The organism is Lancefieldella sp., assembly GCF_057237245.1.
Genome location: NZ_DBHHJM010000002.1, coordinates 227954 through 250110, shown reverse-complemented (window position 1 = coordinate 250110; position 22157 = coordinate 227954). Strand labels below are relative to the sequence as shown.

The window sequence follows — 22157 nt, the reverse complement described above, 5'->3', positions numbered from 1 at the left end:
TAACAGTGCGATTTGTTATCCGATAGATTATATATAGACTTTGAGGATTTATTTATAAAGTTATTCGGGGTTATTCAGGAGGCACCATGAAAAGAAAAGGTGCAATTTCAAGGATTATTCTTGTGGCGCTCGTAGCATTTTCAATGTCTATGCCGACTCCTGCGCTTGCGGAGATGAGCACAGAGTTTGGGAGTGCTCCGGCACAGGGGTTTGCAGAAGCAGTCGGTACCACGGCTTCTGCACAAGCGGAGAAAAACAACGGTTTATCTACTGAGTCATCCGCTGAGCCGAATGAACTGAAGGATGATACTGTCAGGCATGAAGAAACTCGCACGGATGCAAACTCCACATCAGAGGCACCTGCAAGCGATTCTTCCGAAAGTTCCACCAACTCTCAAACAGAACCTGAAAAAACTCAAGCCCAAACTCAAACCAAGGAGGATTCTCAGAAGAACCTTGTCCAAGAGACTTGGACAACAACTGCTTCTGACGGCACTCAGATAACGGTCTCGGGAAAGCTCCCTTCCGGCGGTAGCGTGTCAGCTGTTCCGACAAGTGCCTCCATTAAAGGTCAGACAACACTTCTCGCCTTTGATATTACCATTCGCGATGCCCATGGAACAAAATGGGAGCCGGCCGGCTCTCCAATCGCCGTAAACATTTCCTCCTCCCGCATTTCCGGCAACTCCGTCTCGGTCTGGCATATTTCTGACAGTTCATCCGTAGAGCAGGTGAGCAGTCCTACATCCGCTGCAGGCTCCGTGTCTTTTACGGCAAAAGGTTTTTCGGTCTATGCCGTAACTACGCCTGATACGCACTTCACAATAACCTATCGTTTTCATGTAATAGATGCATCCGGTACCGATTCCATTGTGTCAACTCAGAAACTCTCTGATGATGAGCGCTTGATAGAGCCCGCTACTCCATCCGGAGACGGAACGTTCCGCGGATGGAAAACTTCTTCGGGATCTACCTTTACTGACTTTGGAAAGACTGCCGCAGAGCTTAACGGCGCTGCCCTTGATGCTGCGGCTGAAGCATCCCCAGTTGATTTGTATGCATCTTTCACTGTATACAATCGCCATGTCGTTTACTTCATGTCTGCTACCGATTTAAACCGCGTGCTCAGTGCGGTGACGTATGCGGATGGCGACACCATTCAAGGTAGCAGCATTCTTCCGCTCGTAAACACCGGCAATCCTGAAACGCAGGCCGTGGGCTGGTCTCGCACAAAAGGAGCAACCCAGCCGGATGCAAGTCTCGGTACCGTCAATGGTCAGGATGTCTATCTTTGGCCTGTTGTCAAAGCCGGACATAGCATCACCTTTGATAGCGCCGGCGGATCTTCCGTAGCCACCGAGTATGTTGATACTGACGATGTAACCGTTGCGCCGAGTAATCCAACAAGAACTGGATATACTTTTGCAGGTTGGAAGACTTCCGATGGTGCAGCCTTCACTTTTGGCTCAAAACTTACCCAATCTATCCGTCTTACCGCTTCATGGACGCCGAACGCCAATACGGTCTATCATGTGAACTACTGGGTGCAGAAACCTACTGATCCTTATAATGCGGCTTCAGCCGACAAGACCTATGCTTTATATACCGTCCAAGGTTATACGGCCGCTACCGACGCAACCGTTTCTCCTGCAACTACAGATGTTGCATCAAAAATTGCCGCTATCAATGGCCAGTACTACGGTCATTTGCTCCTTGACACCGAACGGAGCGACAGCTCGGCTACGGTTTCCGCAGATGGTAGCACAACGCTAAACGTGTATCTTGATCGCTCGCTGGTACGTGTTAATTTTTACAATAGCAAGACTGACTATACCAATGACACCGATAAAACAGGGGTTGAAAACTACTCAGGCAATGCTGCCCATACGTTCTTAGGGCTCTACGGCGCAACATTTACGCCTATTGAACCTGAAGCAGGGTATCGCTGGGATGACGGTAATCTTTGGTATGCCAAGAGTCCTTCTAGCTTTAATTCACCAGGCAGCAGAAATCGCACGGCAAGCCGTTTTAATTTTTATCCTAATAAGGTAAATCTGACCAAAGACTTTGCCATATTTACTGACAATGCAGACGGGAACGGCTACAGTGCATATACTGCTTCTTGGATACCTGCCGATGGAATATTTAGTTTCAGTACAAACCTGGCAATGTTTTCTTACGTCAAGTACGGCTATTACACGCCTACCGGAACTCCTAAAGATCCGAAAGATCTAAACCTTGATACCGACGTTACTCAGTGGTTTGATATTTCTAAGGGAGAAGGTCCTGCGATATATGATGCTGCCAGCGGAGACGTTGTTTTTAAGCCTCTTCCTACAAAATATCTTGTTATGGTCAGAAAGCGCATTACCTATAATCTGACTCTCAAAAACGCGGCAACTTCCGTTACCTCTGAAACCACAATCTCATCTGAACAGCGTAAATATGGAGCTTCGTTAGCCGACATCTCAAACTCAACGCCAAGTCGTCCTGCCGGATTGCCACAGTACTACCGGTTTGTCGGCTGGTATCGAAATGCTCAGTTGACCATGCCTCTCACCTCTGATAACTCCATGCCCTTAAGTGATACCTCTCTGTATGCCAAATGGGAGCCGGTACCCGTTAATGTCACGTATGTGTACAACAATGGAACACCCAACAAGACCGTGTCAGTACCCGCGCAAACAACCCTCGATGAACCAACGGGTGTAACGCGCGATGGCTATGTTCTTGTCGCATGGCTCCGAAACGATGGAAAGCCGTATCGTTTTGGAAGTCCCGTGACGGAAGACATTACCCTTACGGCAAAATGGGTTCCGATAAACCAGACCCACACCATCACCTATGATCTTGCCGGTGGTACAGGCTTTGTTTCAGATCCGATGCACTATGCCGAAGGCTCTGATATTCGTGTGCTTGATGCTTCCGGTGTGACTCCTCCTGCAGGCTCCCGTGGATTCATTTGCTGGGTTGCAAGTGACGGAACACGCTACTATCCGGGGGATTTGATTCCGATGGGAACCTCGGATATTTCCCTGCGCGCCGTGTGGGCAAACTCCAATGCCGTACGTCTTGCGTATGATCTCAACTACGAAGGCGCTCCCGGTCGTACATACTCAGATTTCGTTGAGTCAAACGATACTCTTACCATTGATGCGGCAGATCCGGTGCGAGCAGGATATCGCTTCTTAGGCTGGTCTATCTCAAAAGATGGCGGCACACTGCTCCATCGGGGCGATAAGGTGGAAGTTGACACCATAAATACAGAGGGAAATGTACTTTATGCTCAGTGGGAACGTATTGATGAGCCGACGCCTGCTGAAAATAAGACTACTTCAACAAAGGCTCCCGGTGCACTTCCCGATACGGGAGATAATTCGCCGGCCATGATTTTCTCGCTTGCTGCTACCGGTCTGCTTGTGTTTGTAGCATCTACTCTGCATCGTCGTCGCACAGAGTCTCAGGCATAGAGCCGCGATTACGATTCAGTGGTTACGGAAAAGCAGTAGTAAGAAGATAGCGATAACAGTTGAGAAGGGCACAGCAAAACGCTGTGCCCTTTTTGTGATATGTCTGTCGGCGTCTGTGTCATTGTTGTTTAGCGGTGATGATTAGTCACATTGCCTCAACTGCACATATTTTCCCTTTGCAAATGCTTGTTTCAGAGCTGTAATGCCAACGGCGAGAAGCAAGAGAGCAAACGACCATACTGTCAGAACAATAATTGCAGTCATAGGTTTCAGATTGACACCTTTTAATACTCGAAATGTTGGCCAAATCCCAAGATAACCAACAATGTTTCTTACATCAAAATATGTCATGGGAAGAAAACGAATCAGGGAGGTATTGAAATCTCTTACCGAGAAGTACCTCGGATAGAGAGGCAAATATACCAACTAAATTGCTACCAGCAGCTAAATGGGCTGCTGGTAGTTTTATGAAAGTCGTTTGCGTTCAAGGGAACGAGCGATAAGGACTTGCTTGCGCAGCTCAGGAATCTTTTTGCCATCCATGGCAGGAGTGTCAGCAAGTTTGTAAGGGATACCTAGCTCTTCATACTTTTTTACGCCCATCACGTGATAGGGAAGTAGATCTAATCCAATAACGTTATCCCAGTGAGCAATGATTCTACCAACGCCAGCAAGTTCTTCTGGTGAATCAGTAATTCCAGGCACTACAACATGTCTGATAAGAACTTTAATACCCCTACGATTAAGCTCATCGCCAAACGCAAGCGGTCTTTCTGAACCAACTTCACAAAGACTAAGGTGGCCCTTTGGATCAGAGTGCTTGATATCAAGGAGCACTAAATCTGTATTATCAAGAACGCGCTCAAATTTTTCTGGAGTTTCTGGATTATACGCAATGCCAGAAGAGTCAAGACAGGTATGAATGCGTCCTTGCGGGTCATTATGAGCCGCCTCAAACAAAGCACCGATAAACTCAGGCTGAGCGAGTGGTTCGCCGCCAGTGGCTGTAATTCCGCCGTTTCTATAAAAAGCTCTATTGCGGTTAAAGGTGGTAAGAATTTCTTTTACTGATGTTTCTGTTCCAATACCAAATTGCCAGGTATCTGGGTTATGGCAATAGGCGCAGCGCATGGCACACCCCTGGGCAAACACAACCAGGCGAGTTCCAGGGCCATCTACGGTACCGAAGGTCTCAATAGAGTGGACCCGCCCACAAACTGTGAGCGGGTCATTGAGATCCATGTGAGTATCAGAACAAGACATGGACAAGAAATCCTTAGAGAGCGTCGTGGAAGGTACGAGAAATAACGTCGTCCTGCTGCTCTTTGGTAAGGGAGTTGAACTTAACAGCGTAACCAGAAACGCGAATGGTCAGCTGAGGATACTTCTCTGGGTGTGCCTGAGCATCAAGAAGTGTGTCCTTAGTAAATACGTTAACGTTGAGGTGATGACCGCCCTTCTCGGCATAGCCATCAATCATGTTTACCAGGTTGTCAATCTGCTCGGATGCTACTTCGTTGGATTGCATGTGTTTCTCCTTACGAGTTTGTTGGCGAGAAGAAACGTGTAGATAGATCTTCTCGCCAGGGCTTGTTATTTACGATCCTCAGCACCTTCAGCTGCGGATGGGTCTGCCTCACAGGCGCAATCAATCTTGTTCTCAATCTGAATATCAAGGTTCATATCAGAGAAGTCGATGTGCTCAAGGTCTAGCTCGCTACCGTGGAAGTAGACGTCAGAGCCCTTACCAAGAGCGTTAGGAATGATTGAGAAGGTATTGGAAATACCGTCTTGTGCGTCGTTGAATGGAAGCTTAGCAACGGATGCCAGGGATGCTACGGCACCGTGAGTATCGCGGTGGTGCATTGGGTTAGCACCAGGAGCAAAAGGAACGCCAGCGCGGCGGCCGTCAGGGGTGTTACCAGTAGCCTTACCATATACAACGTTAGAGGTAATGGTCAGGATAGATGTGGTTGGAACAGAATCACGGTAGGTGTGGTTCTGGCGAATCATGTTCATGAAGATCTCGACGATGTCATGAGCAATGGTGTCAACACGGTCATCATCGTTACCGTACTTAGGGAAGTCACCCTCAGTGATGTAATCGGTAACAAGGCCGGTCTCATCGCGGACAACCCTTACCTTTGCGTACTTAATTGCAGAGAGGGAGTCAGCAACAACAGAAAGGCCTGCGATGCCTGTTGCAAACCAACGGTGAACATGCTCATCGTGCAGAGCCATCTGGATGCGCTCGTAGCTGTATTTGTCATGCATGTAGTGGATTGCGTTAAGAGCGTTGACGTAAACGCCTGCAAGCCAGCGCATCATGTCCATATACTTGGAGAAGACATCGTCGTAATCAAGGTATTCGCCTTCAACTGGACGGTACTTAGGACCAATCTGCTCGCCGGTCTTCTCGTCACGGCCGCCATTGATTGCGTAAAGCAGGCACTTGGCAAGGTTTGCGCGAGCACCAAAGAACTGCATCTCTTTACCAACACGCATGGAGCTGACGCAGCAAGCAATTGCGTAGTCATCGCCATGATAGACGCGCATAAGATCGTCATTTTCGTACTGGATAGAGCTGGTGGTAATGGAGATCTTTGCACAGTAGCGCTTGAAGCCCTCTGGAAGCTTGGTGGACCACAGAACGGTCAGGTTAGGCTCTGGGCTGGTACCCATGTTCTCAAGAGTGTGGAGCCAACGGAAGCTGGACTTGGTTACCATGGGTCGGCCATCAATGCCAATGCCGCCAATGGACTCAGTAACCCACTGAGGGTCTCCAGAGAAGAGTTCGTTGTACTCAGGAGTACGGGCAAACTTGACCATACGGAGCTTCATAACCAGGTGGTCAACAATCTCCTGAATCTCAGACTCAGTGAAGGTACCACGAGCAAGATCGCGCTCTGCATAGATGTCCAGGAAGGTGGTGTTACGGCCAATGGACATTGCAGCGCCATTCTGCTCTTTAACAGCAGCAAGATAGCCCAGGTAGAGCCACTGAACAGCCTCTTTGAAATTCTCTGCAGGGCGGCTCAAATCAAAACCATAAATTTCACCAAGCTGCTTGAGCTCCTTAAGAGCACGAATCTGCTCGGAAAGCTCCTCACGATGACGAATGGTTTTCTCGTCCATGACCGTGCTGGTGCCATTTTTCTGATTTGTCTTATCGGCGATAAGAGCGTCAACACCGTAGAGAGCAACGCGGCGATAGTCGCCGATGATACGGCCACGGCCATATGCGTCAGGTAGACCAGTGATGATGTGGGAGTGACGACATTTACGCATGTCCTCGGTGTAGACATCAAATACGCCAGCGTTGTGAGTCTTGCGACGATAGGTGTAGAAGTCAACAATCTCTGGGTCAACCTCGTAGCCGTAGGCCTTACAAGCAGCCATTGCCATACGAATGCCACCGTCTACCATAAGGGCGCGCTTTAGTGGCTTGTCAGTTTGAAGACCAACAATCTGCTCAAGTGGCTTATCAATGTAGCCAGCCTCGTGGGAAGTGATAGTGGAAACCTGCTTGGTATCCATATCAAGTACGCCACCGTTTGCGGTCTCTTGAGCAAAGAGATCCATAACATCCGCCCAAAGCTTTGTGGTAGCCTCAGTTGGACCAGCGAGGAAGGAATCATCGCCATCGTAAGGGGTGTAATTCCTCTGAATGAAGTCTCGGACGTCAATTGCTTTTTGCCAGTTACCACCGACAAAGCCGTCCCAAGCCTCCTGTGCTGGTGTTTCCTGCATAACACACTCCTTTTTACATGGATTTTTGAGTCCATGTTCATGCTGAGCGTGTTGAGTGGAGCATGGCCGCTCAGCAGTTTACAAATAGCAATCTTGAGACTAATTTTGACAGCAGGTATGTCTTTGGACAAATGACGTCAAATATTAGTTGCGACCTCTAACTTTACTCAATATGTAGTGCCAAACAAGTGACAAATACGCAATATTTTGACAAGTTAGAAAAGGTTTACATTTGCGCAGGTCAGAAATTTGCTAAAAAGAAAGCTATATAAAAATTGTTGAGAATTAGTCACATTTATTGCGACAGGTGTCTGTTTCTTCTCCAAATGTCCACAAAAATGTTGTTATTCTTAGCTAGAGGGGAGGCTTTATGGATACTGCGGCATTAGAAAAACAACGTTTGCGAGAAGAACATCTAGCAGCAAGAGAAGCTCTTTCTGAGCAAGAGAGGTCCGTGCTTGATAATCGCATTACTCAGAAACTTCTTGCAACCTCTGAATATGCAGAAGCAACTACTGTTTTAACGTATGTTTCTGTTTCATCTGAAGTTTCTACCAGGATGTTTATTGAGTGTGCTCTACGCGATGGGAAAACGGTGGCGGTACCTCGTTGTCTACCTGGACATTGTTTAGAGTTTGTTGCCATCGCTTCATTGGAGCAGCTGGTAGCGGCACCATTTAACTTGTTAGAACCAGCAAAAGAGCTGCCTGCTGTAACTGAGGACCAGAAGAACAATTCGATTTGCATTGTTCCAGCGCTTCTTGTTGATACAAAGGGGTATCGCTTGGGTTATGGTGCTGGTTTTTATGACCGGTTCTTGTCTACGTACCCTGGCAAGAAAATTTGTCTTGCTTACCAGCAAAGTTTGAGTCGGACAACGCTTCCTCATACAGCATTTGATGTTGCCGTAGATGTGGTGATAACCGAGTCAGAGGTACTTACGTGTGCATAAAAAACCTGCTGCAATTTAGCATTACAGCAGGTTTGTGTTTCTCGCCAAGTGGTTATAAGCAACTGACTATGCTTCATCTTTGAGATGAGCCGCCATCAGTTGGATTGCTTCCCTGTAGCTGTCAATTCCTTTACCAGCAACTGTAGCAAAGCATGCATCTTTTATATAAGAAATGTGCCTAAAGTCTTCTCTGGTAGAGATGTCAGTAAGATGTACCTCAATCATGGGAATTTGCACCGCTAGTGCCGCGTCGAGCAGGGCAACTGAGGTGTGCGTATAGGCGGCAGGATTGATAATAATGCCATCGTAGCTGCCCAGCGCATCCTGGATTGCATCAACTAGATCACCCTCATGGTTTGATTGATAACACACACAATCAGAGAAACCTTGAGAGAGGGCTTCTTCCTTACAAGTTTCTATAAGGGTTCTGTAGTCAGCTTTTCCATAAATCTCTGGCTCACGAATGCCCAGCATGTTGATGTTTGGGCCGTTGATTATGAGTAGGCGAGGAGCGTCGAGGTCATCCTCATAGTTGTCTTCAAAGTCGTCTGCGTCTAAGTCAGAGGCAAGGCTGTCAAAGTCTTCTTCGTCTTGATCAAGGGTATTTTTTTGAGCAAGCAAAGAGATGAGCTCATCTACCTCTTCGTTGTGTTGAGTGGGAAGATCTGCTCGCTTCTCATCTAACGAACAAAAAGTCTTTTCTGGCTCACCCAAAATGTGATTAAGGGCATCGTTTACCTGGCTAACAAGATTGGGGCCAAAGACTACCTCAAGACCGTTTGATCCCTTTCCCACAATACCAAGAACGCCAGTAGCAGTGGCTAACTGTTCATGGTCGATAAGCGTCATATCATTGATGGAAAGGCGAAGTCGTGTCATGCACACTTCGTTGTGAGTTAAGTTTTTTGAGCCGCCTATTGCATTTAGGATCTCGTGAGCAATAGCATTGCCGTCCATTGGATATCTCCCCAAGTATAACCACATATCAAACACTTAACCGTTTGACTTGGTCTAGCATTCTCGTAGTCTTATGAATACACACCTACGAGGCATAAGTATAGGGGCTTTAACGTGCCAAAATTCAAAATCTACGAACCATCCGGTGAACGGTTAAAAAATAACTGCGAACGCTTACTGTTATGTTTAAAGTGTGTCGAGAAGACCCTTGGCATCTGCGTCTGGACTACCGAGACAAGAAAAGGTTACGTCAGCCCATGCTTCGTAGAGCGGAATACGTACTGCAGCAAGTTCTTGTATGCCAACACTTTGTGAGAGTGGTCTTCCTGCAATAGCCAGGTCTTCAAGCGGGCGCGTAAGGTAGACAAGCTTGCCGTTTTGACGGAGCGCTTGGTAGTTTGAAGGTGTAACAACTACGCCACCTCCACAAGAGATCACCGCACCATTCATGCTGGAAATCTCTTGAATTATTTCATGTTCTAGATGTCTAAATGCTGCTTCACCGTGTATTTGTAGGTAGGTTGCCGCTTCGCAGTGAGCTTTCTGCTTGATGAGAAAATCAGTGTCTATCCAGGGACGATTCAAGAGCTTTGCTAGAGCTTCTCCCGTAGAGGTTTTTCCAACTCCCGGCATACCAATAAGCACGATGTTTTCTTTTGAAGCATGAAGCTCACGCGAGATGTTTTCTATCTGAGAGTCTGATACTTCTGTGCCCAGAAACAGTGAACTGGCTTTAGCTGCTTGCGCTACTAGCATTTTTAGTCCGTTTGCGTTTTGCAGTCCAAGGCTAGCTGCATCAAGTAGAAGCTGAGAGCGCAGTGGATTATAGATAAGATCAATCACGCATTGTAGAGAAGTAAAAGCAGAAAGTTCCTCTTTTGAAAGAGGAGAAACACCAGCATGTGGGAACATTCCTACTGGCGTTGCATTGACAAGAAGATGAGCGTCATAGTGGAGTTTAAGCTGGTCATAGGTAATTGCGCAGTCAACATATGAAGAACTTTCGTGAGGGTTCCTGGAGACTCCCGCAACATATGCACCACCTTTTTTGAGCGCATAGCAAATTGCCTGACCAGCGCCACCAAAGGCCCCAAAGACAATTGCTTTCTTTTGGCTCAAGTTGACCTTGAGGCTTTTAATCAGAGACTCAAAGCCATATACATCGGTGTTGTCTGCTGCTATAAAACCATTAGCATCTTTTACCAGTGTATTTGCCGCTCCTACAGCTTGCGCATCCTCAGAAACTGAGTCCGCAAGAGCGTAGGCATCCTTTTTGTAGGGGATAGTAACGTTCAAACCCTGCCAAGGTTGGTCTTTGAGAAAACCCTTCAGCTCAGAAGCAGAAAGCTCATGAAGCTGGTAGGGAAATGATCCCAACTTTTCATGAATTTCTGCCGACCAACTATGAGTGAGTTTCTCGCCAATAAGGCCGTAAGGAGCAAGAGGGGCTGTAGGGTTACTTGAACCTTGTTGTACAGTTTTAGAGCTCACGAGGTGTCTCCTGAACTGCCTTTGCAGCTTTCATCAAAACCTCAAGTAACTCTAAAGCATACGGTTCAAGTTCATTCGAAACAGTGGCTTTAACCTGTTCTCTTTTGGCATCTTCTCTTGAGAAATCAAGAACGGCGAGCTCATGCTCTTTTTTGTAAGCACCAATTTGTTTGGCAACCGTAATCCTTTGCTCAAAGAGGCCAAAGATTTGCGCATCAATTGAATCGATTTCCTGGCGAAGCGTCTCTAATTGATTAGTCATTGTTATATCCGTTCTGCTCAGAGGGCCAGGAATATAAGGTGTCGAGAAGGGCTAGCGCAAAAGCACTTTCAACACAGGGAACAGCGCGCAAAACTGCAGTTACATCATGCCTGCCTCGAACAATAAGCTGCTCTGGTTCCATAGTTTGAAGGTTTACTGAGTTCTGTGGTAGACCAATGCTCGAGATAGGTTTTAATGCACATCTAAACCAGATGGGAGCGCCTGTTGAGATTCCACCAAGGATGCCTCCGGCGTGATTGGTGGTTGGCATAACGGAGCCGTTACGCACTTCGTAAGCATCGTTATTTTCAGAGCCAAGGAGATTAGCAACTTCCATTCCGCTACCAAATTCTATGGCTTTAACAGCGGGAACACCAAAGACTGCAGCAGAGATGGTATTTTCTAGTCCGTGGAAATGAGGGCATCCAATACCTGCAGGAACGCCCGTTGCTGCACACTCGATTATGCCGCCAACGGTATTTTTCTCTGAGCGCAGCTGTGTAAGGAGTGCGCGGGTTTTCTCGCCAGCTTGAACATCGAGGAAGGGAAGCTCTTGAGGAGCAGTTTGGAGCAGCTGATCCATTTGGTAAGCAAGTAGCTTGTTGGCCTCAAGTGAGTTGTCTACGAGCTCAAGGGGAGTATCGCTGACGTCCTTTATTTTGAGAACGTGAGCGGCAATAGTTATGCCTTGAGCTTGCAAAATCTGGAGCGCTATGCCTCCTGCAATGCAGAGAGGAGCAGTGAGGCGAGCAGAAAAATGTCCTCCACCCGTTTGCTTGTACGAGTCTCCCCATTTTGCCCAGGCAGCAAAATCGGCATGTCCTGGTCGTGGGACAAGCTTTGTAGCTGCGTAATCTTGTGGACGAACGCTTGTGTTAGGTAGCTCCGCCGTGAGCGGGGAGCCATCTAGAATGCCTTCTGCTGAAATTCCAGAGACAAACTGTGGATCATCAGTCTCTTTACGCGGAGTATCCCATGGATGCGATGGTGACCTTCTTTGAAGAAATGCTTTGAGAGCGGCTAGGTCAACCGTAAAACCAGCAGGTAAACCTTCAATTGAGCAGCCGATTTTTGGAGCATGAGACTCGCCAAAAATAGATACTTTTACTGTTGTCCCAAAAGTTGAGGTCATCATTTATGACTCCATACTGTGGCAGACGCCGCCAAGCTGCTTGAAGTGCTCAAAGAAGAGCGGATACGACTTATTGATTGCCTCGGCATGGGTGATGACAACAGGACCTGTTGCATACGAAGCCAAAATAGTTGCCATCATCACCATGCGATGATCATTGCATGAGTCCACAATGCAGCTGATGGGCTGTTTTCCTCCTGTGATACCAAGTTCTGTCTGATCTTCAGAGAGTTCAACGGTCACACCAAATGCCTTAAGTACGTTGCAGATACTTTGAACGCGGTCGGACTCTTTAAGACGAAGGCGCTGAATATTGGTAAGCCTACTTGTTCCAGGGATAAACGCAGCTAATGCAGCAAGTACCGGGGCAAGATCACACACCTCGGAGACAGAAATGGTAAACGGCCGCAGGTGATCCATCATACAAGCTGCACCCTTTTGCTGGCGAGAAACACGTGCGCCCACAAGCGATAACGCGGCCAAGATAGCTCTGTCTCCCTGGATACTTTGCATGGAGAGTCCTGTGACCTCTACGCCTTGTCCAATTGCTCCCGCAGCAAGCCATGGTGCAGCGTTTGACCAATCTCCTTCGATTGAATAAACGCCTGGACAAACGTAGTGTTGAGGTTCAATGGTATAGGTGGCATTCTTTGCATCAAATACAGTAGTAACGCCAAAGTCTTTCAATACGTGCTCTGTGATAGCCAGATAGTCTTTTGACTGGATGGACCCTGTAATCTGTAGTGTTGAAGATACGTTTAACAAAGGTAATGACAGCAAAAGTCCAGAAATAAATTGAGATGAAATATCTCCTGGTAGCTCAAATAAACCGCCAATAAGTTTGCCTGAAACCTCAAGGATCTTCTCGTCTTGCCAGCTAAAAGACATACCATGGGCAGAGAGTTCTGAGACAAGCGGCTCTAGGGGTCGAGAAAAGAGTCTTCCTTCTGCAGAAATTGTGGCGTTTACGTTTAGCACGCCTAGAAGGGGGAGTAAAAACCTGAGCGTGGTGCCAGATTCTTTGCAGTTAAGCTGCACGTTTTGAGGGCGGTTTTGCTCTTTTACAGGGACAACTCTAAATCCCTGTTTAGTTCTAGCGATAGTGGTGCCTAAAGCTTTAAGACAATCAACAGTTACTTGAATGTCCTCTGATGTGTAAGGACAGGTAATGTTGGTGGTGCCGTTTGCAAATGAAGCGCAGATGAGCGCGCGATGAGCGCATGATTTTGACGGGATGGCTTCTACCGTTCCAAACAAATCATGAGGAGTTATTGAAACATCCATTTTTCACACGCTCCATAACTAATTGCTTGATGTAAGAATACCGCAGTTGAGTGTCAGAGAAGGATATGGTTAAAATTGTTTGAAGATTAAAGGAGGAAGCAAGTGAATAAGCCTTTTAGTGCCGTAACTCAGGTTTTACGTGGTTATACGTACAATCAGGTTAAAGCTGTCGTTGAGGTTCTTGTTGATTCTCCTGTACATAACGTTGAAGTAACCATGAACACTCCAGAAGCTGCCTCGTTAATTCAGAAGCTGTCCAGTGAATATAGCTCTGATATCAATATTGGTGCTGGTACCGTGCTTACTCTTGAAGATCTGCGGACAGCTCATAAAGCTGGCGCAACGTTTGTTTTATCACCAACGCTGCTCTCTGAAGAGATGTTTGACTACTGCAAAGAGCATGAGATTTTGAGTGTTCCGGGAGCGTTTTCGCCAACAGAGATTGCTCATGCATTTGCTCTTGGTGCAGATATTGTCAAAGTATTCCCCGCAAATGAGGTTAGTTATGGGTACGCTAAAAAGGTATGCGAGCCTTTAGGAAACTTACCGCTTATGGCGGTTGGTGGCGTTACAACAGATACTATTGCTGAGGTATTTGCTGGTGGATATGCCTATGTAGGAACTGCTAACGGCATCTTCAACAAAAACGATATCCTGGCTGAAGACAAGACTGCCCTAAACGAGTCAGTACGTAAGCTTGCAGAAGAGTTGGAGTGTCTAGGACGTTAGTCTTCTTTTGCTAGCTCAATCAGCTGTTTAAGTTCTGCAAATGACTTGCGCTCAATGCGAACATCACCAATGCCATAAATAAGCGCCATATCAATTGAATCTGCGTGGTTTTTCTTGTCATGAAGTGCTGCGCTGTAAAGCTCATCGGCAGTAAATAAAGTGCTGGTAGGAAGGCTATAAGCTTGTGTGAGTGTGGCGATGTTCTTAGCGTCTTCAACAGAACAAAGACCAAGCTTGGAACAGGCTTTTGCCAACAGGGAAGTTCCAGCAGCCACACAGGAGCCGTGTCCTAGTTCAAAGTTGCTGAGCGTCTCAATAGCATGGCCAAGTGTATGGCCCAGATTGAGCAATTTTCTCGACCCTGCTTCTTTGAAGTCTGCTTCAACGATTGATTTTTTTATTTCGATACACGCTTGAATGAGTTCTTGCCTATGCGGTACGTCGATGACCTGCATAGGTTTTCTCGCCAAAGAGATTTTATTGAAGAGCTCATGTCCAGAAAGAATGCCATATTTAATAAGCTCTCCGCAGCTATCTTGCAAGAGGGGAGTCGGAATAGAATTCAGCAGCTCAAGGTCAACAATAACCGCCCTGGGGTTATAGAAGGCTCCAACCAGATTTTTCCCAAACGGTAGGTCAATGGCAGTTTTTCCACCAATTGAGGAGTCAATCATTGCCAAAAGAGAGGTGGGGATGTGTACGAGCGCACAACCTCGCATGTAGGTTGCTGCAACAAATCCCGCAAGATCACCAATAACACCTCCGCCAAAAGCCACAATAATGTCTTCTCGCGTAAAACGGTTTTCTGCAAGGATGCTTACCAGCTTTTGATATGACTCAAATGATTTTGCGTGCTCACCTGTGGGAACTTCGGCAGTTGTGACAGAAAAGCCAGCTGACTCTAACGAGGCGAGAAGTTCTGCGCCAAAGAGCTTGTTCAAATTTGGATGAGTGACCACAAGAATCTTTGACCCTGAGGTGCAGGAATGAATGAGCTTACCAGCCTGCGTAAGCAGGTGATGCCCTACATGAATTTGATATGAGTCGGATGTTAGGTCAACAGAAATAGTATTCATGAACTCCTCATTTGCTGGTTGAATTCATTTTAGCATGGGAAAATACCAGAAGAAAATTACGCAAACCGTTACAAAAGGCAGTAAGTAGGCTGGGGTATACTTATGCACCATGACTCCGTAGCTCAGTGGATTAGAGCGTTTGCCTCCGGAGCAAAAGGTCGTGGGTTCGAAACCCACCGGGGTCACCACGTGCAAAAAACCGGCCATCACTGACTGGAGATTGTTTATATGTCATTGCAGGGTACTGAAGGCAAGAGTAGCAAACGTTTTGAAGAAACGTATGAAGGCTTGACGTCAAAAGAAGTTGCAGAAAGAGTTTCTACAGGTAAAGTTAATACTAATACAGACGTCAAAACCAAATCTATTGCTCAGATTATTGCAGAGCACAGCTTTACGCTCTTTAACATAGTTAATGTTTTGATGGCGCTGCTTGTTGTTGTAACGGGACAGTACAGAAATGCACTGTTCATGACCGTAGTTCTTGCAAACCTGGTCATTGGTATTGTGCAAGAGATTCGCGCAAAACGCATGATTGACCGTCTGTCTCTTATGACAGCTCAGAGTGTTTGTGTAATTCGTGACGGAAAAGATACCTTTATCAAACCAGACGAGCTTGTCATCGATGATCTTGTGCGCTTGAAGACGGGCGATCAAATTCCTGCTGACAGTATTCTTGTGTCAGAACACGTAAGCGTTGACGAAAGCCTTCTAACTGGTGAGGCAGAGCCCGTGCAAAAGACCACGGGAGACGAGCTTCTCTCTGGTAGTTTTGTCGAGAGGGGCAGTCTTGTTGGTAGGGTATGCCGTGTAGGTCAGGAAGGCTATGCCGCGCGTATTAACGCAGAAGCTAAGTTTGTAAAAGAGATCAATTCAGAGATTCTTACCACCATTAAGTCGATTATTCGCGCAGGTTCCATTGCATTGATTCCGCTGGGTATTGGTCTTTTTGTTCGTACCTATTTCATTGGTAACGCGGATTTGAATGAAGCGCTTCTTTCGATGATTGCTGCCGTTATCGGCATGATTCCTCAAGGACTCGTTCTTCTCACCAGCTCGGTTCTTGCTATTGCAACCATTAGGCTTGGCCAGAAAAATGTTTTGGTTCAGCAGCAATACTGCATTGAAACGCTGGCACGCGTAGATACCCTTTGTTTGGACAAGACAGGTACTATCACCACGGGAAACATGGAAGTTGCTCGTGTTTTGGATGCTTCATTTACGCCAATTACTGAGGCTGCGGGAGCTCTGCAAGCGGCTGTAAACGTTGTCGGCGCAAACAAAGATGACGCTAACGATACGGCTACAGCAATCCTTGCGTACGCATCCAAGCAGGGGATTCAAAGTAAACGTCCTTCTCGCGTTGTGGCGTTTTCTTCCAAGAGAAAGTACTCTGGCTGCGTCACTGAGGACGGACAGGCATTTGTTATCGGTGCTGCTCAGTTTGTGCTTGGTCCCGAGGCAGCAGACGTTATTGCGTCGTCCGATGCGTTTGCGTCCATTGAACGCGTGCTGGTTGCCTGTAGCGTTGATGGATTTGACCAGAATGATACTTTCCAGGGAACTCCTCAGCTCCTAGGTTACGTAGTACTTAGGGATCAGATTAGAGAGACCGCTCCACAAACCATTGCATACTTCCTTGAACAAGGCGTTGACCTGCGTGTTATTTCGGGCGATGACCCTCGTACTGTCTCCGCTATTGCTGAGCGAGCGGGTGTCCCTCATGCCGACGGTTGGGTAGACGCTACTACGCTGCACTCAGAAGCAGATATTGCTGCGGCTGTCGAGAAGTACCATGTATTTGGTCGCGTTACGCCAGAGCAGAAGCGCGAGCTTGTTATTGCACTCCAGAATCTTGGCCACACTGTTGCCATGACCGGCGACGGCGTCAACGATATCTTGGCGCTGAGGCAGTCGGACTGTTCTATTTCTGTTGCTTCTGGTTCTGCTGCGGCTAGAAATGTTGCAGAGATTGTTCTGGCAGACAACGATTTTGCCCATATGCCAGAAGTTGTTGCCGAGGGAAGGCGCTCTATTAACAACCTCCAGCGATCTGCTGCGCTCATTCTTGTAAAGACGGTTTATACTGCGGCTTTAGCGCTCTATTGCATTATTGCGCCACCATACCCCTTTATTCCTGTTCAGATGTCGCTGCTTTCATTTGCAACCGTTGGCCTGCCATCGTTTGTGTTGGCGCTTGAGCCAAATCACGATCGCGTAAAGGGCAACTTCCTGGTCAACATTTTGCGCAAGTCACTACCTGCTTCTATTGCGGTAACTATCATGCTTGCGCTTCTTATGACTGCAGGTCATCTGTTTAAGTTGAACCTGTCTCAGGTGTCTACGATGGCGCTTATCACTACCGCAACAGTTGGTTTTGCGCTGCTCAGAAGGATTTCTTTGCCGCTCACCAAGCTCCGCATTGCGCTTCTTGTTGTATGCATTGCCATTGTTGTTGGCGGATGTACGGTTGCTCAGGACTTCTTCCGTATTGCACCTCTCACCCCACGCATCTTGCCGTACTTGGCAATTTGTCTGGTGATTTCCGTTATTATCTTCAACAGAATTTCCGAGCGCTACACTCACAACTATACAAAGGATCGATTCTTTGACCTGGTTGTGAGATTAATGGGAGGAAAGTCAACTTATAGCTCTTCTGCTGATATAAACGATTAAACTGAAGCACAAGCAAAGAGTTGTGGAGGGTGTATGCGTTGTCCAAACTGTGGATCTGAGGTCGATGAGGGGGCTTTAACCTGCCCTCATTGTCAGATTGATCTAAGTTTGACCCAAAGGATTCCTGTTACTCAAGCTCATTGGTGCCCCCATTGTGGTGCCTTGGTGGCCGCCGCCGCAGAAAGCTGCCCCAAATGCGGTCTCCCTCTGCCACAGGCGGTGCCCGCTGCTCGTCCCGCTCGAGCCATCAGGCCCACGCGCAATATCTCGCTCCCAGAGATTGACGCCGCTCCAGCGCCTGGCGAGAAACCCGATCCACTCGTAGATTCAGACCCTCATGCAGCATCTTCTGCTGCAGCAGATTCTACTGTTTTGCAGCAAATGCCAGCCGACAGCGCTGACCCAGATGCCACCAGCGCGTTTGCCTCAGTAAGTCGTAGACCAGCTCCTCGTTTTGAGTCTGCAATTCCTTCCGAGCCTTCAAAAGAGAACCTCCCTGAGGCAGAAGGAATCCCTCGCACACGCGTTATTCTGCTCTCAGCGCTTCTTGTCACAACGCTGGTAGTAGCTGCTATTTTTATCATTACGCACCCATGGGACCCACAGGCAACCGATAATCGAGCAAAGGTTGACGCTCCAGTCTCATCTACTCCTACTACCACTCCTGTTACGCATCTCACAGGTCAAGACACTAGTGCAACTCAGCAAAACACAAGTTCAGATGCTGTTTTTGACGCACTTGATAGTGATTATCAGAAGCTTGGAGACCTCTCAAAGCGCCTTGATGATAACGAGAAAACCTTTGATCAGCTTGCCATTACTGGCTCTGATCAGGAGCGCGCTGATGCTCAACAGGAAGCAGAGCAGATTTCGCTGGATATTAGTAATGTTATTTCTGACCTTTCTAGTCTTGATGACTCCAACGGAAACTATCGTCAGACTATTGAAAATCTCACTAAGCTGGGTAACTGGCTTCGTAATCGCTCCGATGCTTTGAGTGAGGGATGGAAGCGCTCAGTTGCTTCTAACAATCCTTCTCAGGACAAAGACAACATCTTGGCGCCAGTTGATAACATCAGAGACTCCAGCGGCTCCAGCTCATACCAGAAACTTTTTGATGAAAATTACGTGAATTGGAAGCCACAAAAGCAGTAAATCTCTACCGTTCAGCTGCTTTAATTTCAAAAATCTCATCATACTGGTAAAATAATTAGGTTAGAAAAGAAGTTCTTTATTACTAAGGGTTTCTCGCGTTTTTTCTTCTCTTAGATGTAAAGAAGCTTGGAGGAATTATGTTTGGACTTGATCCATTGTATACACCAGAGCGCCAGGTTGCTGGTACTGAGGTTGCCGTCTTTGATACCAACAAGGGAATCATTAAGGTTCAGCTTGACGGTAAGGGCGCACCTATTCATGTGGCAAACTTCTGCGAGCTTGCAGAGTCTGGCTTCTATGACGATACCAAGTTCCACCGTCTTGTTCCTGGTTTTGTAGTTCAAGGTGGAGACCCAAACACTCGCGAGATGAGTGTTGAGGATGTTGTGTTTGGCAACCCTGGTCCTGACGGAATTCCTGGTACCGGTGGTCCTGGTTATCGCATCAAAGAGGAGTTCACCACAAATCCTAACAACTCTCACGTTGACGGTGCCCTTGCTATGGCTCGTTCTCAAGATCCAAATTCCGCAGGTTCTCAGTTCTATTTCTGTCTTGGTCCACAGCATGGCTTGGATTCTGGATACACCGTATTTGGCACAACTATCGAGGGAATGGATGTCATTTCCCAGTTAAAGGTTGGCGATATCGTCAATTCCATTAGAATTGAAAACGCTTAAAGCCAAGTCGCACAGACTCTTGGAGGATATTGTGAATCAACAGGCATTTGAGTTAGGTAAATCTGCATATGATAAGGGCGACTGGTTTGTAGCTATCAGTCAGTTTGATGTGGCTAAAGAGCCAGGCGAGGTAAACGGTCAGATTGACCACCTTCTTGGAAACGCTTATATGAAGCTTGGACAGTTTGATTCCGCAGCTTCTGCTTACAAGTCCGCTCTTGCTGACGCTTCCTACGGCAAGGTTGGCGCTCTCTCTACTAATCAGGGTCGCGCACTTCTGGCTGCTGGTAGGGTACAGGAGGCTATTGCTGCCCTTACTAACGCTGTCCAGGACGTCTCTTACGCAACTCCTTATAAGGCACAGCTTGCTCTTGGTTCTGCATACGAGAAAATCGGTGATATTCGCAACGCCGGCATTGCTTACAGAAACGCTGCAGTTGACGAGAAGAACCCTAATCCTTCATCAGCACTTTGCAGCCTAGGTGCATGCTTCATGGGTCTGAACAGACCTGTTGATGCAGTTGAGGCATATCGTACCGCTCTTGATTTTGCTAATCCTTTGGATAATTCCAATAAGATTTATGCAGACCTTGGTCTTGCATACGTTGCAGCTAATCGTATGTCTGAGGCAGTTGATGCCTTCACTCACGCTACTGCTGATGGCAGCTTTGTTCTGTCTAATCAGCAGCAGTCTGCTTTTGATGCAGCTCGCAAGGCTATTACTGCAATGGCTTCTGGCAAGCCATCTGAGACTGATGCCTTCCTTCAGGCAGCTGGCTATGGTGCCTACGATCCACTGGATCCTACAGGTATGTCCGGCGAGCTCATCCCTTCTGCAGAAGACACTGGCTTCTTCCAGATTACTGAGCAGGAGATTATTGAGCAGGATAAGAAGGACAAGAAGATTAGGCGTAAGCATCGCCATACCGGCCTTAAGGTCTTTATCACTATTCTTATTTTGCTTATCTTAGCTGTTGGTGGCGCTGGTTATGCTTACTATCGTGGCTACGGATGGCCAACCCAGCAGTCTGTTGTTCAGGATATTTTCAATGCTAAGGCACAGGGCACCGATATTGGCCGCTATGTTTCTAGCTCTGTCTCTAGCACAACGCTTCAGCAGATTTCCAACAGCCTGCCAACAAGCTCCGCTGTTACCATTAACGGTGTCGACCAGAGCATGACTCACTCTACAGTTAATGCTTCTGTCAGTCTTTCTAATGGCGGCAACGTTGACTACACCATTGAGCTTGTCCGTGATGGTATTGGCTGGAAGGTTGCAAGCGTTACCACTTCATACGTAAGCCAGAATAATCAGAACTCCGGCACAACTTCTGGTACTAACGGCTCTAATTCGGGAACTACCTCTGGAACTAATGGATCTAACTCCTCAAATTCCTCTAATAGTTCCTCCAGCTCTTCAAAGTCTGGTAACTAGTACTAAACTGTTTTAACCGTTCTTTCTGCAGGATAATTACGCACACGCGTAGCACGTTTGATTGGATATCATGTCTATCTTCGATTCGCTCTTCGGAGAATATGGCGGAGACCTAGCCATCGATCTGGGAACTGCAAACACCCTTGTTGCAGTTCGTGGTCAGGGTATTGTCATCAATGAGCCATCGGTTGTTGCAATCGATAAAAGCGAGAGCCGCGTTCTGGCCGTTGGCGCTGATGCAAAGCGTATGATTGGCCGTACCCCTGGCTCCATCATTGCTGAGCGCCCTCTTAAAGACGGCGTCATTGCAGACTTTGACGTTACTGAGGTTATGCTTCGTTACTTCATCGAGAAGGCTCGTGAGCGCAAATATCCTTGGTCACCACGTCCACGCGTAGTTGTTTGCGTTCCTTCTGGCGTTACATCTGTCGAGAAACGCGCTGTTTTTGAAGCAACTATTCAGGCAGGCGCTCGCCAGGCATTCTTGATTGAAGAGCCTATGGCTGCAGCTATTGGTGCAGACCTTCCAATTGAGGATCCTACAGGTTCTATGGTTGTAGACATTGGTGGCGGTACTACCGAGGTTGCTGTTATCTCCATGGGCGGTATTGTTGTCTCGCAGTCCATCAGAACTGCAGGTGACGAGTTTGATCAAACTATTCTTGAGCATGTTCGTGATGCCTACAACCTCTCTATTGGTGAGCGTACCGCAGAAGACATCAAGATTAAGGTTGGCTCAGCAGCTCCTCTTGCAGAAGAGCTTGACGTTGAGGTAAACGGTCGTGACGTCATGAGCGGTCTTCCAAAGACTGTTCGTATCGAGTCAGAAGAGATTCGTCGTGCCCTTGATCGTCCTCTTGACGAGGTCACCAAGGCTGTCAAAGATGCGCTTGATGTGACTCCACCAGATCTTGCCTCTGATCTTATGTACTACGGTATTTTGCTTACCGGTGGCGGCGGCATGCTTCGCGGTCTTGATCAAAGACTTCGTGAAGAGACTGGCGTTCCCGTTAACGTAAGCCCAACCGCATTAGAAAATGTTGTTACCGGTTGTGCAAAGGTTCTTGAGGCTAACGCATTGTCCGGTGGATTTGTTCAGAGTGCAGGCCAATAA

The 22157-nt window shown here is 47.4% G+C and carries 17 protein-coding genes and 1 tRNA gene; 9 read left to right on the top strand and 9 right to left on the bottom strand.

Annotated elements, in window-relative coordinates; genetic code table 11:
• The first annotated feature begins 86 nt into the window (after positions 1–86).
• A complete protein-coding gene (locus ACO5GU_RS03070; RefSeq protein ID WP_484930063.1) occupies positions 87–3470 on the top strand; it encodes an InlB B-repeat-containing protein in 3384 nt (1127 codons plus the stop codon).
• A 465-nt stretch (positions 3471–3935) separates the two neighbouring features.
• Here the strand turns inward: ACO5GU_RS03070 and pflA are convergent, their stop codons facing one another.
• The 3 genes from pflA to pflB form a co-directional block, all read right to left on the bottom strand.
• On the bottom strand, positions 3936–4733 hold the full coding sequence (gene pflA, locus ACO5GU_RS03065; protein WP_484930061.1) for a pyruvate formate-lyase-activating protein: 798 nt from the start codon (positions 4731–4733) through the stop codon (positions 3936–3938).
• A gap of 13 nt (positions 4734–4746) precedes the next feature.
• A complete protein-coding gene (gene grcA3 / locus ACO5GU_RS03060) occupies positions 4747–4998 on the bottom strand; it encodes an autonomous glycyl radical cofactor GrcA3 (RefSeq protein ID WP_035427399.1) in 252 nt (83 codons plus the stop codon).
• Positions 4999–5063: 65 nt separating this feature from the next.
• Positions 5064–7220 carry a formate C-acetyltransferase gene (pflB, locus tag ACO5GU_RS03055; RefSeq protein WP_484930059.1) on the bottom strand — a complete coding sequence of 719 codons (2157 nt, stop codon included), beginning with the start codon at positions 7218–7220 and terminating at the stop codon, positions 5064–5066.
• A gap of 370 nt (positions 7221–7590) precedes the next feature.
• On the opposite strand from pflB, the gene ACO5GU_RS03050 reads away from it, so the two are divergent.
• On the top strand, positions 7591–8172 hold the full coding sequence (locus tag ACO5GU_RS03050; RefSeq protein ID WP_484890418.1) for a 5-formyltetrahydrofolate cyclo-ligase: 582 nt from the start codon (positions 7591–7593) through the stop codon (positions 8170–8172).
• Positions 8173–8238: 66 nt separating this feature from the next.
• On the opposite strand, the gene ACO5GU_RS03045 is transcribed toward ACO5GU_RS03050, so the two are convergent.
• From ACO5GU_RS03045 to aroA, 5 genes are all read right to left on the bottom strand, one after another.
• Positions 8239–9129 carry a type II 3-dehydroquinate dehydratase gene (locus ACO5GU_RS03045; protein ID WP_484930057.1) on the bottom strand — a complete coding sequence of 297 codons (891 nt, stop codon included), beginning with the start codon at positions 9127–9129 and terminating at the stop codon, positions 8239–8241.
• Between the two features lie 186 nt (positions 9130–9315).
• Entirely contained in the window at positions 9316–10620 is a 1305-nt protein-coding gene (locus tag ACO5GU_RS03040; protein WP_484930055.1) for a shikimate kinase, read from the bottom strand.
• Entirely contained in the window at positions 10610–10882 is a 273-nt protein-coding gene (locus tag ACO5GU_RS03035; RefSeq protein WP_484810438.1) for a chorismate mutase, read from the bottom strand. The genes ACO5GU_RS03040 and ACO5GU_RS03035 overlap by 11 nt, the downstream gene beginning before the upstream one ends.
• Positions 10875–12017, bottom strand: coding sequence for a chorismate synthase (aroC, locus tag ACO5GU_RS03030; RefSeq protein WP_484930053.1), 1143 nt, complete (start codon positions 12015–12017; stop codon positions 10875–10877). Before aroC ends, ACO5GU_RS03035 begins: the two co-directional genes overlap by 8 nt.
• Positions 12018–13298: a 3-phosphoshikimate 1-carboxyvinyltransferase gene (gene aroA / locus ACO5GU_RS03025; RefSeq protein ID WP_035427405.1), complete on the bottom strand. Its 1281-nt coding sequence runs from the start codon at positions 13296–13298 to the stop codon at positions 12018–12020.
• A 102-nt stretch (positions 13299–13400) separates the two neighbouring features.
• On the opposite strand from aroA, the gene ACO5GU_RS03020 reads away from it, so the two are divergent.
• Positions 13401–14027, top strand: coding sequence for a bifunctional 4-hydroxy-2-oxoglutarate aldolase/2-dehydro-3-deoxy-phosphogluconate aldolase (locus tag ACO5GU_RS03020; RefSeq protein ID WP_484930051.1), 627 nt, complete (start codon positions 13401–13403; stop codon positions 14025–14027).
• Here the strand turns inward: ACO5GU_RS03020 and aroB are convergent.
• On the bottom strand, positions 14024–15103 hold the full coding sequence (aroB, locus tag ACO5GU_RS03015) for a 3-dehydroquinate synthase (protein ID WP_484930049.1): 1080 nt from the start codon (positions 15101–15103) through the stop codon (positions 14024–14026). The two genes, ACO5GU_RS03020 and aroB, sit on opposite strands and share 4 nt — an antisense overlap.
• 111 nt (positions 15104–15214) lie before the next feature.
• Here aroB and ACO5GU_RS03010 point away from each other — a divergent pair.
• The 6 genes from ACO5GU_RS03010 (at position 15215) to mreB (ending at position 22157) form a co-directional block, all read left to right on the top strand.
• Positions 15215–15291 (top strand) — tRNA-Arg (locus tag ACO5GU_RS03010).
• Positions 15292–15331: 40 nt separating this feature from the next.
• A complete protein-coding gene (locus ACO5GU_RS03005; RefSeq protein WP_484930047.1) occupies positions 15332–17776 on the top strand; it encodes an HAD-IC family P-type ATPase in 2445 nt (814 codons plus the stop codon).
• Between the two features lie 33 nt (positions 17777–17809).
• Positions 17810–18931 carry a zinc ribbon domain-containing protein gene (locus tag ACO5GU_RS03000; RefSeq protein WP_484853975.1) on the top strand — a complete coding sequence of 374 codons (1122 nt, stop codon included), beginning with the start codon at positions 17810–17812 and terminating at the stop codon, positions 18929–18931.
• A gap of 137 nt (positions 18932–19068) precedes the next feature.
• Positions 19069–19608 (top strand): peptidylprolyl isomerase, encoded by a 540-nt coding sequence (locus tag ACO5GU_RS02995; RefSeq protein WP_484885120.1) that lies wholly within the window; start codon positions 19069–19071, stop codon positions 19606–19608.
• Between the two features lie 31 nt (positions 19609–19639).
• The gene (locus ACO5GU_RS02990; protein ID WP_484885118.1) at positions 19640–21043 is read left to right on the top strand and encodes a tetratricopeptide repeat protein; all 1404 of its coding nucleotides are present in this window, start codon (positions 19640–19642) and stop codon (positions 21041–21043) included.
• 70 nt (positions 21044–21113) lie between these two features.
• On the top strand, positions 21114–22157 hold the full coding sequence (gene mreB, locus ACO5GU_RS02985; RefSeq protein WP_012808756.1) for a rod shape-determining protein: 1044 nt from the start codon (positions 21114–21116) through the stop codon (positions 22155–22157).

What these genes read in the sequence shown, in the direction of transcription:
- ACO5GU_RS03050 (WP_484890418.1), top strand. Translation starts at nt 7,591, where the DNA reads ATGGATACTGCGGCATTAGAAAAACAACGTTTGCGAGAAGAACATCTA.
- ACO5GU_RS02995 (WP_484885120.1), top strand. Translation starts at nt 19,069, where the DNA reads ATGTTTGGACTTGATCCATTGTATACACCAGAGCGCCAGGTTGCTGGT.
- ACO5GU_RS03005 (WP_484930047.1), top strand. Translation starts at nt 15,332, where the DNA reads ATGTCATTGCAGGGTACTGAAGGCAAGAGTAGCAAACGTTTTGAAGAA.
- ACO5GU_RS03000 (WP_484853975.1), top strand. Translation starts at nt 17,810, where the DNA reads ATGCGTTGTCCAAACTGTGGATCTGAGGTCGATGAGGGGGCTTTAACC.
- pflA (WP_484930061.1), bottom strand. Translation starts at nt 4,733, where the DNA reads ATGTCTTGTTCTGATACTCACATGGATCTCAATGACCCGCTCACAGTT.
- aroC (WP_484930053.1), bottom strand. Translation starts at nt 12,017, where the DNA reads ATGATGACCTCAACTTTTGGGACAACAGTAAAAGTATCTATTTTTGGC.
- ACO5GU_RS03045 (WP_484930057.1), bottom strand. Translation starts at nt 9,129, where the DNA reads ATGGACGGCAATGCTATTGCTCACGAGATCCTAAATGCAATAGGCGGC.
- aroB (WP_484930049.1), bottom strand. Translation starts at nt 15,103, where the DNA reads ATGAATACTATTTCTGTTGACCTAACATCCGACTCATATCAAATTCAT.
- ACO5GU_RS03035 (WP_484810438.1), bottom strand. Translation starts at nt 10,882, where the DNA reads ATGACTAATCAATTAGAGACGCTTCGCCAGGAAATCGATTCAATTGAT.
- ACO5GU_RS03070 (WP_484930063.1), top strand. Translation starts at nt 87, where the DNA reads ATGAAAAGAAAAGGTGCAATTTCAAGGATTATTCTTGTGGCGCTCGTA.
- grcA3 (WP_035427399.1), bottom strand. Translation starts at nt 4,998, where the DNA reads ATGCAATCCAACGAAGTAGCATCCGAGCAGATTGACAACCTGGTAAAC.
- mreB (WP_012808756.1), top strand. Translation starts at nt 21,114, where the DNA reads ATGTCTATCTTCGATTCGCTCTTCGGAGAATATGGCGGAGACCTAGCC.
- pflB (WP_484930059.1), bottom strand. Translation starts at nt 7,220, where the DNA reads ATGCAGGAAACACCAGCACAGGAGGCTTGGGACGGCTTTGTCGGTGGT.
- aroA (WP_035427405.1), bottom strand. Translation starts at nt 13,298, where the DNA reads ATGGATGTTTCAATAACTCCTCATGATTTGTTTGGAACGGTAGAAGCC.